The 13,973-nt window shown below is 67.8% G+C and carries 16 protein-coding genes; 10 read left to right on the top strand and 6 right to left on the bottom strand.

Annotated elements, in window-relative coordinates:
- Positions 1-190 precede the first annotated feature (190 nt).
- From KU887_RS13360 to KU887_RS13340, 5 genes are all read left to right on the top strand, one after another.
- The gene (locus tag KU887_RS13360) at positions 191-1,141 is read left to right on the top strand and encodes a branched-chain amino acid ABC transporter permease (protein WP_006488946.1); all 951 of its coding nucleotides are present in this window, start codon (positions 191-193) and stop codon (positions 1,139-1,141) included.
- 19 nt (positions 1,142-1,160) lie between these two features.
- Positions 1,161-2,330: an ABC transporter ATP-binding protein gene (locus tag KU887_RS13355; protein ID WP_006488940.1), complete on the top strand. Its 1,170-nt coding sequence runs from the start codon at positions 1,161-1,163 to the stop codon at positions 2,328-2,330.
- Between the two features lie 23 nt (positions 2,331-2,353).
- Positions 2,354-3,130, top strand: a complete 777-nt coding sequence (locus KU887_RS13350) for an ABC transporter ATP-binding protein (protein WP_006478053.1) — start codon at positions 2,354-2,356, stop codon at positions 3,128-3,130.
- Positions 3,130-3,846, top strand: coding sequence for an ABC transporter ATP-binding protein (locus tag KU887_RS13345; protein WP_012492822.1), 717 nt, complete (start codon positions 3,130-3,132; stop codon positions 3,844-3,846). The genes KU887_RS13350 and KU887_RS13345 overlap by 1 nt, the downstream gene beginning before the upstream one ends.
- Positions 3,847-4,091: 245 nt before the next feature.
- A complete protein-coding gene (locus KU887_RS13340) occupies positions 4,092-4,763 on the top strand; it encodes a DUF2278 family protein (protein WP_062884361.1) in 672 nt (223 codons plus the stop codon).
- A gap of 17 nt (positions 4,764-4,780) precedes the next feature.
- On the opposite strand, the gene KU887_RS13335 is transcribed toward KU887_RS13340, so the two are convergent.
- The 3 genes from KU887_RS13335 to KU887_RS13325 form a co-directional block, all read right to left on the bottom strand.
- A complete protein-coding gene (locus KU887_RS13335; protein ID WP_006488959.1) occupies positions 4,781-5,236 on the bottom strand; it encodes a GNAT family acetyltransferase in 456 nt (151 codons plus the stop codon).
- A 13-nt stretch (positions 5,237-5,249) separates the two neighbouring features.
- Positions 5,250-6,434: an acetylornithine transaminase gene (locus KU887_RS13330; RefSeq protein WP_006488944.1), complete on the bottom strand. Its 1,185-nt coding sequence runs from the start codon at positions 6,432-6,434 to the stop codon at positions 5,250-5,252.
- A gap of 292 nt (positions 6,435-6,726) precedes the next feature.
- Positions 6,727-7,758: a CDP-6-deoxy-delta-3,4-glucoseen reductase gene (locus KU887_RS13325; protein ID WP_006478058.1), complete on the bottom strand. Its 1,032-nt coding sequence runs from the start codon at positions 7,756-7,758 to the stop codon at positions 6,727-6,729.
- A gap of 107 nt (positions 7,759-7,865) precedes the next feature.
- On the opposite strand from KU887_RS13325, the gene KU887_RS13320 reads away from it, so the two are divergent.
- Entirely contained in the window at positions 7,866-8,903 is a 1,038-nt protein-coding gene (locus KU887_RS13320) for an NAD-dependent epimerase/dehydratase family protein (RefSeq protein WP_258250206.1), read from the top strand.
- On the opposite strand, the gene KU887_RS13315 is transcribed toward KU887_RS13320, so the two are convergent.
- Positions 8,886-9,074, bottom strand: a complete 189-nt coding sequence (locus tag KU887_RS13315; protein WP_006496133.1) for a hypothetical protein — start codon at positions 9,072-9,074, stop codon at positions 8,886-8,888. The genes KU887_RS13320 and KU887_RS13315 overlap by 18 nt on opposite strands.
- Positions 9,075-9,179: 105 nt before the next feature.
- Positions 9,180-9,896, bottom strand: coding sequence for a 16S rRNA pseudouridine(516) synthase (locus KU887_RS13310; protein ID WP_006482773.1), 717 nt, complete (start codon positions 9,894-9,896; stop codon positions 9,180-9,182).
- 115 nt (positions 9,897-10,011) lie between these two features.
- On the opposite strand from KU887_RS13310, the gene copC reads away from it, so the two are divergent.
- The 4 genes from copC (at position 10,012) to KU887_RS13290 (ending at position 13,008) form a co-directional block, all read left to right on the top strand.
- Positions 10,012-10,386, top strand: a complete 375-nt coding sequence (gene copC, locus KU887_RS13305) for a copper homeostasis periplasmic binding protein CopC (RefSeq protein ID WP_006496132.1) — start codon at positions 10,012-10,014, stop codon at positions 10,384-10,386.
- Positions 10,387-10,452: 66 nt separating this feature from the next.
- The gene (locus KU887_RS13300; protein WP_034201446.1) at positions 10,453-10,953 is read left to right on the top strand and encodes a DinB family protein; all 501 of its coding nucleotides are present in this window, start codon (positions 10,453-10,455) and stop codon (positions 10,951-10,953) included.
- 180 nt (positions 10,954-11,133) lie between these two features.
- Complete coding sequence (locus tag KU887_RS13295) at positions 11,134-11,907, top strand: SDR family oxidoreductase (protein ID WP_006478064.1); 774 nt, start codon at positions 11,134-11,136, stop codon at positions 11,905-11,907.
- A 165-nt stretch (positions 11,908-12,072) separates the two neighbouring features.
- Positions 12,073-13,008 carry a LysR family transcriptional regulator gene (locus tag KU887_RS13290; protein ID WP_006482774.1) on the top strand — a complete coding sequence of 312 codons (936 nt, stop codon included), beginning with the start codon at positions 12,073-12,075 and terminating at the stop codon, positions 13,006-13,008.
- A 25-nt stretch (positions 13,009-13,033) separates the two neighbouring features.
- Here the strand turns inward: KU887_RS13290 and KU887_RS13285 are convergent, their stop codons facing one another.
- A complete protein-coding gene (locus KU887_RS13285; protein ID WP_060264769.1) occupies positions 13,034-13,930 on the bottom strand; it encodes a LysR family transcriptional regulator in 897 nt (298 codons plus the stop codon).
- Between the last annotated feature and the right edge of the window lie 43 nt (positions 13,931-13,973).

Here is a 13,973-nt window from a genome sequence, read left to right as displayed (position 1 = left end):
CGGAACAGTGCGGTGCCGTTTTTGTATCCGCTCCGGCGGCAGGTCCGGCCGTACAGGCCGGGCGGCGCGCGCCGGGACGATCCACCCTTACCGGTATCGACTAGTACCCGCAGTGTCGCCGAGAAGGCGCGATTCCTCGCTTACCCGCGGGGCGCAACGTCCTCCGGCAGCACGGGCCAAGGAGCTTTAAATGGATATTTTCGTCCAGCAGGTTCTCAACGGGCTGGTGCTCGGCAGTGTGTACGCCATCATCGCGTTGGGATACACGATGGTGTACGGCATTCTCGGCATCATCAACTTCGCGCACGGCGACGTGCTGATGATCGGCGCGATGGTTGCGCTGTCGGCCATCACCGTGCTGCAGAACCACTTTCCCGGACTCGGCAACGTCGCGACGCTGACGATCGGCCTGGGCATCGCCGCGGTCGTCTGTGCGTTCGTCGGCTTCACGATCGAACGCGTCGCGTACCGGCCGCTGCGCCGCGCGCCGCGTCTCGCGCCGCTGATCACCGCGATCGGCGTGTCGATCCTGCTGCAGACGGCTGCGATGATCATCTGGTCGCGCAACCCGCTGCCGTTCCCGCAATTGCTGCCGACCGACCCGATCAACGTGATCAAGGCGACCGACACGACGCCCGGCGCCGTGATCTCGGTCACGGAAATCGTGATCATCGCGGTCGCGTTCATCGTGATGGGCGGCCTGCTGCTGCTCGTGCACAAGACCAAGCTCGGCCGCGCGATGCGCGCGATCGCCGAAAGCCCGAATACGGCAAGCCTGATGGGCGTGAACCCGAACTTCGTGATCTCGGCGACGTTCATGATCGGCTCCGCGCTCGCCGCGCTGGCCGGCGTGATGATCGCGTCCGAATACGGCAACGTGCACTTCTACATGGGCTTCATCCCCGGCATGAAGGCGTTCACCGCGGCGGTGCTCGGCGGGATCGGCAACCTCGGCGGCGCGATGGTCGGCGGCGTGCTGCTCGGCCTGATCGAGCAGCTCGGGGCCGGCTACATCGGCAACCTTACGGGTGGCGTATTCGGCAGCAACTACCAGGACGTGTTCGCCTTCATCGTGCTGATCATCGTGCTGGTGTTCCGTCCGTCGGGCCTGCTGGGCGAACGTGTCGCGGACCGCGCGTAACGGAAGGGGAGCAAACAACATGACATCCATTCAACCGATCGAATCGTCGACGTCGCTGGTCGAAGAGCGCAACACCGCCAAGACCGTCGTCATCGGCCTCCTCACTGCCGTCCTCGTGATCGCCGCACCGATCGTGATCGGCTCGGCCGGCGGCAACTACTGGGTCCGCGTGCTCGACTTCGCGATGCTGTACGTGATGCTCGCGCTGGGCCTGAACGTGGTGGTCGGCTTCGCCGGCCTGCTCGACCTGGGCTACATCGCGTTCTACGCGGTGGGCGCCTACACGGCGGCGCTGCTGAGCTCGCCGCACCTGACCTCGCAGTTCGAGTGGATCGCGGCGCTCGCGCCGAACGGCCTGCACGTGCCGTTCCTGCTGATCGTGCCGATCGCGATGGCGCTGGCGGCGACCTTCGGGATCCTGCTCGGCGCGCCGACGCTGCGCCTGCGCGGCGACTACCTGGCGATCGTCACGCTCGGCTTCGGTGAAATCGTCCGGATCTTCATGAACAACCTCGACCGTCCGGTGAACATCACCAACGGCCCGAAGGGGATCACGGGCATCGATCCGGTGCACGTCGGCGGCTTCAACCTGTCGCAGACGCATACGCTGTTCGGCTTCCAGCTGCCGTCGGTGTACATGTACTACTACCTGTTCGTGCTCTGCTCGCTGCTGGTGATCTGGGTGTGTACGCGTCTGCAGCACTCGCGTATCGGCCGCGCGTGGGCCGCGATCCGCGAAGACGAAATCGCCGCGAAGGCGATGGGCATCAACACCCGTAACGTGAAGCTGCTCGCGTTCGCGATGGGCGCGTCGTTCGGCGGCCTGTCGGGCTCGATGTTCGGCGCGTTCCAGGGCTTCGTGTCGCCCGAGTCGTTCACGTTCTGGGAATCGATCGTCGTGCTCGCCTGCGTGGTGCTCGGCGGCATGGGCCACATCCCGGGCGTGATCCTGGGCGCGGTGCTGCTCGCGATCTTCCCGGAATTCCTGCGCTCGACGATGAGCCCGCTGCAGCACGCGCTGTTCGGTCACGACATCGTCGATACCGAAGTGATCCGTCAGGCGCTGTACGGCCTCGCGATGGTGATCATCATGCTGTACCGCTCGGAAGGCCTGTGGCCCGCGCCGAAGCATGAGGACAAGATCGCGAAACTGGCGAAGCGCAACAGCAAGAAGCCGGTGCGCGCTTAACCTACGGACAAGGGGATACACACATGAGCGACAAGCAAATCCGACTGTCCGTCTCGGGCGTGAACAAGCGCTTCGGCGGGCTGCAGGCACTGTCCGACGTCGGCCTGCAGATCCGCGAAGGCGAGATCTACGGTCTGATCGGCCCGAACGGGGCCGGCAAGACGACGTTCTTCAACGTGATCACGGGCCTCTACACGCCGGACTCCGGCGACTTCAAGCTGGACGGCACGAACTACACGCCGACGGCCGTGCACCAGGTGGCCAAGGCCGGCATCGCGCGCACGTTCCAGAACATCCGCCTGTTCGGCGGGATGACGGCGCTCGAGAACGTGATGGTGGGCCGCCACGTGCGCACCAAGCACGGTCTGCTGGGCGCGGTGTTCCAGACGCCGGCCGAACGTCAGGAAGAGCGCGAGATCAAGGAGCGCGCGATCGAGCTGCTCGAATACGTCGGCGTGCTGCAGTACGCGGACTACACGTCGCGCAACCTGTCGTACGGTCACCAGCGTCGTCTCGAAATCGCCCGCGCGCTCGCGACCGACCCGAAGCTGCTCGCGCTCGACGAGCCGGCGGCCGGGATGAACGCGACCGAGAAGGTCGAACTCACGCGCCTGCTCGACAAGATCCGCTCGGACGGCCGCACCATTCTCCTGATCGAGCACGACGTGAAGCTCGTGATGGGGTTGTGCAACCGGATGACGGTGCTCGATTACGGCAAGGTGATCGCCGAGGGTCTGCCGCAGGACGTGCAGAAGAATCCGAAGGTGATTGAGGCATATCTCGGCGCAGGGGTGCACTGATGGCAGCGGCAATGTTGAAAATCAAGGGCTTGCAGGTCAACTACGGCGGCATTCAGGCCGTCAAGGGCGTTGACATGGAAGTCCGTCAGGGCGAGCTCGTGACGCTGATCGGTGCGAACGGCGCCGGCAAGACCACGACGATGAAGGCGATCACCGGCCTGAAGCCGTACTCGGCGGGCGACATCGAGTACGACGGCAAGTCGATCAAGGGCATCCCGCCGCACGAACTGCTCAAGCGCGGCCTCGCGATGGTGCCGGAAGGCCGCGGGATCTTCGCGCGGATGTCGATCATCGAGAACATGCAGATGGGCGCGTACCTGCGCAACGACAACGAGCAGATCAAGAAGGACGTCGACCGGATGTTCGGCTTCTTCCCGCGCCTGAAGGAGCGGGCGACGCAGCTCGCGGGCACGTTGTCGGGAGGCGAGCAGCAGATGCTGGCGATGTCGCGCGCGATCCTCTCCAAGCCGAAGCTGCTGCTGCTCGACGAGCCGTCGATGGGCCTGTCGCCGATCATGGTCGAGAAGATCTTCGAAGTGGTGCGCGAGATCTCGAAGGAGGGGATCACGGTGCTGCTGGTCGAGCAGAACGCACGCCTCGCGCTGCAGGCGGCCGACCGCGGCTACGTGATGGATTCGGGCACGGTCACGATGGAAGGCGACGCGAAGCAGATGCTCGACGATCCGAAGGTGCGCGCCGCGTATCTGGGCGAGTAAGCGATCGAACGCGCGGGCCCGGTTGCGCATGGCGCATCCGGGCTGTCGAAAAACCGTCACGGGAAACCGTGACGGTTTTTTTCGTCGTGCGCGATTCGCGTCGAACTGTGCGCGCAAAGGCGACTCCATTCGACTGTTGCACTGCGCAGGCTGCATCGCGTGCCGGCGACACCGCGGCCGGCCGTCGGCAAACCGACACACGGGCTGCGTAGCATCGATGACCCATCGGGACACGGAGAACACGCATGAGTCTGGACTACGGTTTCGTGAAGGCGAAGGTGACGTCGGTGGCGAAGCTGAAGGGCTCGCCGCACGGCAGCGAGATCCAGTATCACGTTCACCTGACGCTGGCGCTGCCGGCGGGCGACTGGGATGTCGCGATCAACGTCGGCACCAACGACGCGGACGACCTGCTGAACTACAAGCTCGTCTACGATTTCCACCATCCGGTCACGCAGACGCTCGCCGCCGCGGCCGAAGGCTATACCGATCTGACGGGGCAGACCGCGCTGCCCGCGCTCGACTACCTGCGCAGCGACATCCTGAACGAGACGGGCGCGTGGCGCGCGAGCGCGGTGATGGACGGCACCGAGCATCCGGAGCCGATCCCGTCGCTGCTGCGGCTGGTGAGCGCCGCGCAGTCGCAGGGCCTCGACGTCGTCGTGTTCGGACGCACCTATGCGCAAGGCAACGGCATCCACGACACGCACATGAACCAGGGCTCGACGGGCCCGCACTACCTGCATCGCGCGGGCGACGACCACAACGACCACAACGACGTGTGGCAGGACGGCGCGCTGCTGGTGCGCGTGAGCGAATCGCAGTGGGCCGCGTATTTCGCGGCGTTCGAGCAGCAGGCCGTGCCGACCGACGCGCTCGGCAATCCGCTGCCGGGCGCGGGGCCGATCACGCGCTGAATCGGCCGGCGGCGGTCTTACGCGGCCGGCAGCGTCTTGCCGAACGAGATGCGTTCCTCGACGCGATAGCCGAGCGCCGCATAGAAGCGGCATGCGTCGTCGTTGCCGGGCAGCACCTGCAGGTTGATCTTCAGGCAGCCGCGCGCGGCGAGCGCGCTTTCCGCATGCGCGATCAGCGCGCGGCCGACGCCGAGCCGGCGCGCGTCGTTCGCGACGCCGAACGAGTAGAGCCAGCCGCGATGTCCGTCGAAACCGGCCATCAGCGTGCCGACGACCCGCGCGCCGCTGGTCGCGACGAAGAACAGTTCCGGCTGGGTCGCGAGCTTCAGCTCGATCGATCGCAGCGGATCGCGGTGCGGCGGCGCACCGGCTTCGTCGTAGTGCGGGAACGCGTCGCGCCATACCGCGAGCACGGCATCGGTGTCGGCGCGTTCGAACGGGCGGATAGCGACAGCATCGGCGGCGGCATCCATCGCGGCGGTCTCCTTACAGCGTGTCGAGGATCGACCGCAGCATCGCCATCATCTGGTCGATTTCTTCGGTCGTCACGTTCAGCGCGGGCATGAAGCGCAGCAGGTTCGGGCGTGCGGCGTTCAGCAGCAGGCCGTCGGGCTGCATGTCGCGCGCCTTCTCGACGATTTGCGGGCCGATGTCCTTGCCGAGCAGCAGCGCGCGCAGCAGGCCTTCACCGCGTTCGCCCTCGAAGCCGCGCTCCTCCGACAGTTCGAGCAGCTTGCGCTTCAGGTATTCGCTGCGCGCACGCACGCCTTCGAGGAAGCCGGGCGCGACGAGCTGCGAGATCACCGAATAGCCGACCGCCGTCATCAGCGGGTTGCCGTTGTACGTACCGCCCTGGTCGCCGGCCTCGAACACCGCGACGTCGGCCTTCGACAGCAGCGCGCCGAGCGGTGCGCCGCCGCCGATGCCCTTCGCGAGCGTCATGACGTCCGGCTCGATGCCGGACAGCTCGTACGCGAACAGCGTGCCCGCGCGGCCGCAGCCGCTCTGCACTTCGTCGACGATCAGCAGCAGGTTGTGCTGCTTCGTCAGCGCGCGCAGCGCCTGCATGAATTCGCGCGTCGCCGGAATCACGCCGCCTTCGCCCTGGATCGGTTCGAGCATCACGGCGACGGTCTTGTCGGTGATCAGCTTCTCGACCGACGCGATGTTGTTCAGCTCGGCCTTCGGGAAGCCCGGCACCTGCGGTGCGTAGATCGTGTCCCAGCCCGGCTTGCCGCTGGCCGACATCGTCGCGAGCGTGCGGCCGTGGAAGCTGTGGTCGAACGTGATGATCTCGTATGCGCCGTTCTTGAACTTGCGGCCCCACTTGCGCGCGAGCTTGATCGCGCCTTCGTTCGCTTCCGCGCCGCTGTTCGTGAAGAACACCTTGTCGAACACGCTGTGCTGCGTGAGCAGGCCCGCGAGCTTCGCCATCGGCTCGTTGTAGAACGCGGGCGACGGGTTCAGCAGCTTGTCGGCCTGCGTCTTCAGCGCCTCGACGATGCCGTCGTTGCAGTGGCCGAGGCTGTTGACGGCCCAGCCCTGGATGAAGTCCAGATAGCGCTTGCCCGTGTGATCGTAGAGCCACGAACCCTTGCCGTGCGTAAACACGATGTCGGGGCGGTTCGTGATGTACATCAGCGAGTCGATCGGATAATCGTTCAGGGGCATGGCAGCAGACTCCAGCGGGCGTTGAAAGGGAAACGGGCAATAAAAAAGCCACGGAAGGCCGTGGCTGGTGGGTCGAACAGCTTGTGCGTAACCGATGAAGCGGAGGAGGGTTACGCGCGAGTCCGTGACGAGCCGGCGGCATCCGGGCGGAGCGGCGAGCGGCGACGTCGGAGAGCGGACAGGAAGCGGTTCATGTGCGCAAGCATAAGGCATCCCGCGCCCCACTGTAAACCGCCGCGATGCCACGGATGTGACGCGGCGGCGCACGGCGGGGTGCGGTCGCGCCCGGTGTTCAGACCGGATGCGCGAGATCGGCGGCGCTCGTGAACGAGTCCGCGTAGAACTCGTCGGCCGGCAGCGCGTGGTGCTGCGTGAAGTCGCGCTGCGCGGATTCGACCATCACCGGCGCGCCGCACGCGTACACCTGGTGGCCGGACAGGTCGGGCAGATCCTCGATCACCGCGCGATGGACGAAGCCCGTGCGGCCCGTCCACTGGTCGGCGTCGTCCGGCTCGGAAAGCACCGGCACGTACTTGAAGTTCGGGATCTCGCGCGCCCACTGCTCGGCGAGCTCGGCGAGGTAGATGTCCTTCTTGCGGCGCGCGCCCCAGTAAAGCGTCATCGGGCGCGTGATGCCCGAATGCTTCACATGCTCGATGATCGCCTTGATCGGCGCGAAGCCGGTGCCCGACGCGAGCAGCACGATCGGCTTGTCGGAGTCTTCGCGCAGGAAGAACGTGCCGAGCGGGCCTTCGAAGCGCAGGATGTCGCGCTCCTTCATCGCACCGAACACGTGGTCGGTGAACTTGCCGCCCGGCATGTGGCGGATGTGCAGCTCGATCGGGCCTTCCTCGTGCGGCGCGTTCGCCATCGAGTAGCTGCGGCGCGAGCCGTCCTTCAGGATGAATTCGACGTACTGGCCCGCGAGGTACTGCAGGCGTTCGTTGGCGGGCAACTGCAGCTTCACGACCATCACGTCGTCCGCCTTGCGTTCGAGCGCGGCGATCCGGCACGGCAGCTTCTTGACCTGCACGCCGTCGACGCCGGCGATCTCGCGCACGTCGATCTCGAGGTCGCATTGCGCCTTCGAGCAGCACAGCAGCGCCAGGCCGCGCGTGCGTTCGTCGTTGGACAGCGCCGACGCGGCGTGCGGGCCCTGTTCGATCTGGCCCGACACGATCTGGCCCTTGCAGGAGCCGCACGCGCCGTTCTTGCAGCCGTACGGCAGATGGACGTTCTGGCGCAGCGCGGCCGCCAGCACGGTTTCGTCCGACTCGACCTGGAATTGCCGGCCGCTTTGCTTGAGAGTGACGTTGAATGCCATAGAACCAAACTAGAACAAAATGGGGGGACCGTGCATGTCGCGCACGGCAGCTACAATGCAAAACCGCTGCGCGTCGCGCAACGGCGGCTACTGATTTCGCAACCAACATGATCGCGACACGAATCCTGCGCCGGCCGCGCGTACTGATCGTCGGCTGCGGCGACGTCGGCATGCGCTGCGTCGCGCAATGGCGTGACGCGCGCCGCAATCTGCGCATCCTCGCGCTGACGAGCCACTCGGCCCGCCGCGACGAACTGCGCGCCGCGGGCGCGACGCCGATCGTCGGCGACCTCGATCGCCCGGCGACGCTCGGCCGTCTCGCGGGCCTCGCCCGCACGATCCTGCATCTCGCCCCGCCGCCATCCGACGGCCGCGACGACCGGCGCACGCGTGCGCTGATCGCCGCAACGTCCATGCCCGCGCGTCGGCCGGCGGCACCGCCGGCCCCGGCGGTCGGCCGGCTCCGAACGCTGCGCACCGCGGCCCGACAGGCCGGCGCGCCCGTTCGGGCAGCGCGTATTGTACCCGACGGTCTTCGCGCGCCGACGCTCGTCTACGCCAGTACGACGGGCGTCTACGGCGACTGCGGCGGCGCGCGCATCGACGAAACGCAGCCGCTGCGCCCGGCGAATCCGCGCGCGTTCCGGCGCGTGTCGGCCGAGCGGCAACTGCGTGCGGCGACGGTGCGCGGCGTGCTGTCCGCGCGCATCGTGCGCATCCCCGGCATCTACGCGGCGAACCGCCTGCCGGTCGCGCGGCTCGAGCGCGGCACGCCGGCGCTCGAGCCGGCCGACGACGTATACACGAACCACATCCACGCGGACGATCTCGCGGCGATCCTGCGTCGTGCGGCCGTGCGCGGCAAGCCGGCGCGCGTCGTGCACGCGTCGGACGACACGGAACTGCGGATGGGAGAGTATTTCGACCGGGTCGCGCAGGTGCTCGGCCTGCCGAGGCCGCCGCGCGTCAGCCGCGCGGACGCCGAGCGTCTGCTCGAGCCGACGCTGCTGTCGTTCATGCGCGAGTCGCGGCGCCTGTCCAACGCACGGCTCAAGGCCGAATTGTGCGTGACGTTGCGCTATCCGACCGTAGACGATTTCCTTCAAACGCTCGCGCCGGGCAGCGCGTCAGGTGAGCGCCGGTAACGCCTCGATCAGCAGGAAGCACAGCAGCGCACCGATCAGCGCGCCGATCAGGTTCGGGTGATATTTGTGCTTCAGATGCATCGCGGCCAGCAGGCCGCCGATCACGATGACGCCGATGACCGCGAACGCGATCATCACGGACGACAGTTCGAAAGAATGGTCGATGTTCATGATGTCTCCCCTGCATCGCTGCTCTTGCAGCTTGTGATTTCAGTATAGCGGGGGAACCTGCGGCAAAGAGGCGGCCGGACACCGAACGGTCGTGCGGATTTTCCCTTACAGGGTTTTGACGGGATTGCGCAGTGCGGCAAGGTCGGCTTCGTCGAGCCAGCGCCATGCGCCGGGCGCGAGGTCGGCCGGCAGCGTGAAGCCGCCGATGCTTTCGCGATGCAGCAATTCGACGCGGTTGCTCGCCGCGGCGACCATCCGCTTGACCTGGTGGTACTTGCCTTCGAGGACGGTCAGCGCGAGCGCGTGCGGGGCGCGGGCGTCGGCCGCGACGGCCGCGATCGGCTTCGGCTCGCCGTGCAGTTGCACGCCGGTGCGCAGCGCGTGCAGTTGCGTGTCGTCGAGCGGGTGGCGCACGGTCGCGACGTAGGTCTTCGGCACCTTGCGCTTCGGCGACGTGTACGCGTGCACGAACTGGCCGTCGTCGGACAGCAGCAGCAGGCCGGTCGTGTCCTGGTCGAGCCGGCCGACGCACTGCACGCCGCGCGCGACGAGCGGCGCGGGCAGCAGGCTGAACACGCTCGCATGGTGCTGCGGATCGCGCGAACACTCGTAGCCGGCCGGCTTGTTGAGCGCGAGATACGCACGCGCATGGAACGGCCATGCCGCATCGTCGACCGAGAACACGAGGCCGTCGGTGTCGAACGCGGCGTCCGGGTCGGTCGCGGCGGCGCCCGCGACGGCGACGCGGCCGGCTTCGATCAGGCCGCGGCACTGGCGACGCGAGCCGAAGCCCTGGGTGTAGAGAATGCTTTCGAGATCCATAGCGCGCGCATTCTATCAAGCACCGGCGCCCGGCCGGCATGAACGCGCGTGCGCTGGTAAGCTGCCGGAACGCTGCGCGGTGCGCGGCGCCCCGTTCATTCTTCACGGAAAGTCCATGCCTTTCGATTCGTTCCCGTTCGGCCGACACGTTGCCGCCGTCATCGTGGCCGCGACCGTTTCGTCGGCCGCGTTCGCGCACGCGCATCTCGCGCACAGCGACCCGGTGGCGGGCGCGGCGCTGGCTGCCGCACCGGCCGCCGTCACGATCGACTTCACCGAGCCGCTGGAGCCGGCATTCAGCTCGATCGTCGTCGTCGACGGCGCCGGCAAGACGGTGTCGGACGGCCGCGCGCGCATCGACGCGTCGAACCGCAAGCGGATGACGGTGCCGCTCGCGGCGCCCGGTACGGGCGCGTACACGGTGAAGTGGGTGGCCGTCGCGACCGACGGGCATCGCACGCAGGGCGCGTACGGCTTCAGCGTGAAGTGACGCAACGGCGGCGGCAGGCCCGTGCCAGGGTTGCCGCCCGCCTTTATCCGACAGGGAGTCTCCCGCATGAATCCGACGACGCTCGACGCACTCGCCGATTTTCCCCGTCAGCTCGAAGCGCATTTCGCGGCCGTGCCCGACGGCTATGCGCGCTGGACCCCCGACGACTGGTCCGGCATGCCGAGCGAGCATTTCTCGCCGCTCGGGCAACTCTGCCATGTGCGCGACATCGAGATCGACGGCTATCACGTACGGCTGCGACGCATGCTCGACGAAGACCGGCCGCTGCTGGTCTCGCTCGACGGCGACGCACTCGCGATCGAGCGGCGCTACGACGACGCGTATGCGTCCGACGTGCTCGCGGCGATTCGCGACGCACGACGCGAGACGCTGGCGCTGCTGTCGCGCCTCACGCCCGAACAGTTCGCGCGTACCGGCGAGTTCGACGGCTACGGTTCGCTGACCGTGCGCGGGCTGGTCCATTACCTGTGCAGCCACGATCAGCAGCACCTGGCCGGCATGCAGTGGCTGCTCGGCAAGATCGACGCGGCGCTGTACGCGCGCTGAGTCGGCCGGCGCTCGCGCATTGGCATGCCGGAATCCGGCGCCGCCGTCGGTGCGGCACGCCACATTGCGCGGCTCGGATTGGATCGGTTTTCTGGATAATCCATCCAGCCGCAGCCGGCTGATCGACCGGGCGCGGATGCCTACACTCCTAGCTTCGTCCAACGAAAAAAGGAGTCAACCGTGGCAACTCATACGCTCGCAGACAAGGTCGTCCTGATCGCAGGCGGGGCAAAGAATCTCGGTGGCCTGATCGCCCGGGACCTGGCGGGCCACGGCGCGAAGGCGGTGGCGATTCACTACAACAGCGCGGCATCGCAGGCGCAGGCCGAGGAGACCGCCGCGGCGGTCCGTGCGGCCGGCGCGGAAGCCGCGACGTTCCAGGCGGACCTGACGACGGCCGCCGCGGTCGAGAAGCTGTTCGACGACGCGAAGCAGCGCTTCGGCAAGATCGACATCGCGATCAACACGGTCGGCAAGGTGCTGAAGAAGCCGTTCACCGAGATCAGCGAGGCCGAGTACGACGAGATGTTCGCGGTCAACAGCAAGTCGGCGTTCTTCTTCATCAAGGAAGCAGGCCGGCATCTCGAGGATCACGGCAAGCTCGTCACGCTCGTGACGTCGCTGCTCGGCGCGTTCACGCCGTTCTACGCGGCGTACGAAGGGTCGAAGGCGCCGGTCGAGCACTTCACGCGCGCGGCGTCGAAGGAGTACGGCGCGCGCGGGATCTCGGTGACGGCCGTCGGGCCGGGCCCGATGGACACGCCGTTCTTCTATCCGGCCGAAGGCGCCGACGCGGTCGCGTATCACAAGACGGCCGCCGCGCTGTCGCCGTTCAGCAAGACGGGGCTGACCGACATCGAGGACGTCGTCCCGTTCATCCGCCATCTGGTGACCGACGGCTGGTGGATCACCGGCCAGACGATCCTGATCAACGGCGGCTACACGACCAAGTAACCGGGCCGCTCGCGGCCGCGCGGCGCACCGCACTGGCGCGTTTGCGTGGACAATGGACGGGCGCGCAGCCACGAGGCCGCGCGCCCGTTTTCTCTGTGCCGCCGAAGCCGGTCGCGATGCGCGGCGGCCGGCGGTGACCGTCGTTCGAACCCGGGTTTCCCGCCGATGGACAAGCTGGATCAGGTCAGGATCTTCCTGCAGGTTGCCGAGATGGGCAGCTTCATCAAGGCCGCGCATGCGCTCGACGCGCCGCGCGCGACCGTGTCGGCGGCCGTCCAGCAACTGGAGACGGCGCTCGGCACGCGTCTGTTGCACCGTACGACGCGCCAGGTGCAATTGACTGCCGACGGCGCGCTGCTGCTGGAGCGCGGCCGGCGCCTGCTCGCGGAGGCCGATGAACTCGACCGCCTGTTTCGGCGCCGCGACCACGACGTGGTCGGGCGGCTGAACGTCGACGTGCCGAGCCGGATCGCGCGGCGCGTCGTGGCGCCCGCGCTGCCGTCGCTGTTTCGCCGCTATCCGAAGCTGCAGCTGTCGCTCGGCTCCACGGACCGCTCGATCGACCTCGTGCAGGAGGGCGTCGATTGCGCGATTCGCGTCGGGCGGCTCGCGGACAGCAGCCTCGTCGTGCGGCCGCTCGGGCAGTTCACGCTGATCAACTGCGCGAGCCCCGACTACCTGCGCGAGTGCGGCGTGCCCGAGCATCCGGACGCGCTCGCGCACGGGCACTGGGCGATCGGCTATGCGTCGCCGACGACGGGGCGCGAACTCGGCTGGGAATACTGCGCGGACGGGCAGCGGCGCGTGCTGACGCTGCCGAGCCGCGTGATCGTCAACAACGCCGAAACCTATATCGCCAGCTGCATCGCGGGCATGGGGCTGATCCAGATTCCGCGCTTCGACGTCGAGCATCTGCTGGCAAGCGGCGCGCTCGTCGACGTGATGCCCGGCCATCGCGCCGAGCCGATGGACGTGTCGGCCGTGTATCCGCACCGCCGGCACCGGTCGAGGCGGCTCAATGCGTTCATCGAATGGTTCGGGGAACTGATGGCCGATGCGCTGACGGGGACCGGCGAAGCAGCGAGTTCGGACGGCGACTGACCGGCAGGCCGGCGCGCGCGGCTCTTCAGTCGGGCTGCGTGGCGAACCGCCGGTCGCGCCCGATGTCCCGCACGGCCTCGATCAACGCCGCGCCGGGGCCGTCCGGTTTCGCCGCGAACGCATGGAAGCGCGCGGCCGGCAGCGCCGGCAAGCCGTCCTGCGGCCCGCATTCGCGCAAGCCGTCGCGCAGCTGGCTGCGCGCCAGCGCGGTGACCGCGAAGCCGGCGAGCGCGGCCGACACGCAACCGGCCATGCTGCCGCTTTCGAACAGTACGCGAAACGGCCGCAGCGCGGCGGCGAGCGCCGCGACGGCGGCTTCCCGATAGACGCACGGCTGCGGAAACAGCGCGAGCGGCACTTCGCCGCCTGCGTCGAGCGGGCGGTCCGCTGCGAACGCCCACACGAGCGGCTCTTCCCACAGCAGCTCGCCCGGCGCGTCGACCTGCCGGCACTGCTTGCCGAATACGACGTCGAGCCGGCCGAGCATCTGCTCGCGCAGCAGCGACGCGGTGATCCCGACCTTCAGCTCGATCGACGTGTGCGGGTGGCGGTCGCGGAACGTGCGCAACACGTGCGGCAGCCACGCGCCGGCGAAGTCCTCCGACGCGCCGACCCGCAACGGTCCGTGCGCCGGCGCGCCGCGCAGCCGCGCGCGCACCTCCCGCTCCATGTCGACGATGTTGCGCGCGTAGGCGTACAGCGTGTCGCCGGCCTGCGTGAGCGCGATACGGCGCGTCGTGCGCGCCAGCAGCACGGTGCCGGCCGCCTGTTCGAGCCGCTTGATGTGGCCGCTGACGGCGGACGGCGTCAGCGCGAGGCGCTCCGCGGCCGGCGCGAACCCGCGGCGGTCGACGACTTCGAGAAAGGTGCGCAGCAGTGCGATGTCGAGCGCGGTCGACGCGGGATCGGTCGGCGGTTCCATGGATCGATTCGACGCGAAATATGAGGAATGAATCATGATACTC

It is taken from the genome of Burkholderia sp. EMB26 (assembly GCF_024730645.1).
GTDB classification, from domain to species: Bacteria; Pseudomonadota; Gammaproteobacteria; order Burkholderiales; family Burkholderiaceae; genus Burkholderia; species Burkholderia cenocepacia.
Note: the sequence above shows the minus strand (reverse complement) of the source record. Positions and strands in the feature narration are given on the sequence as shown.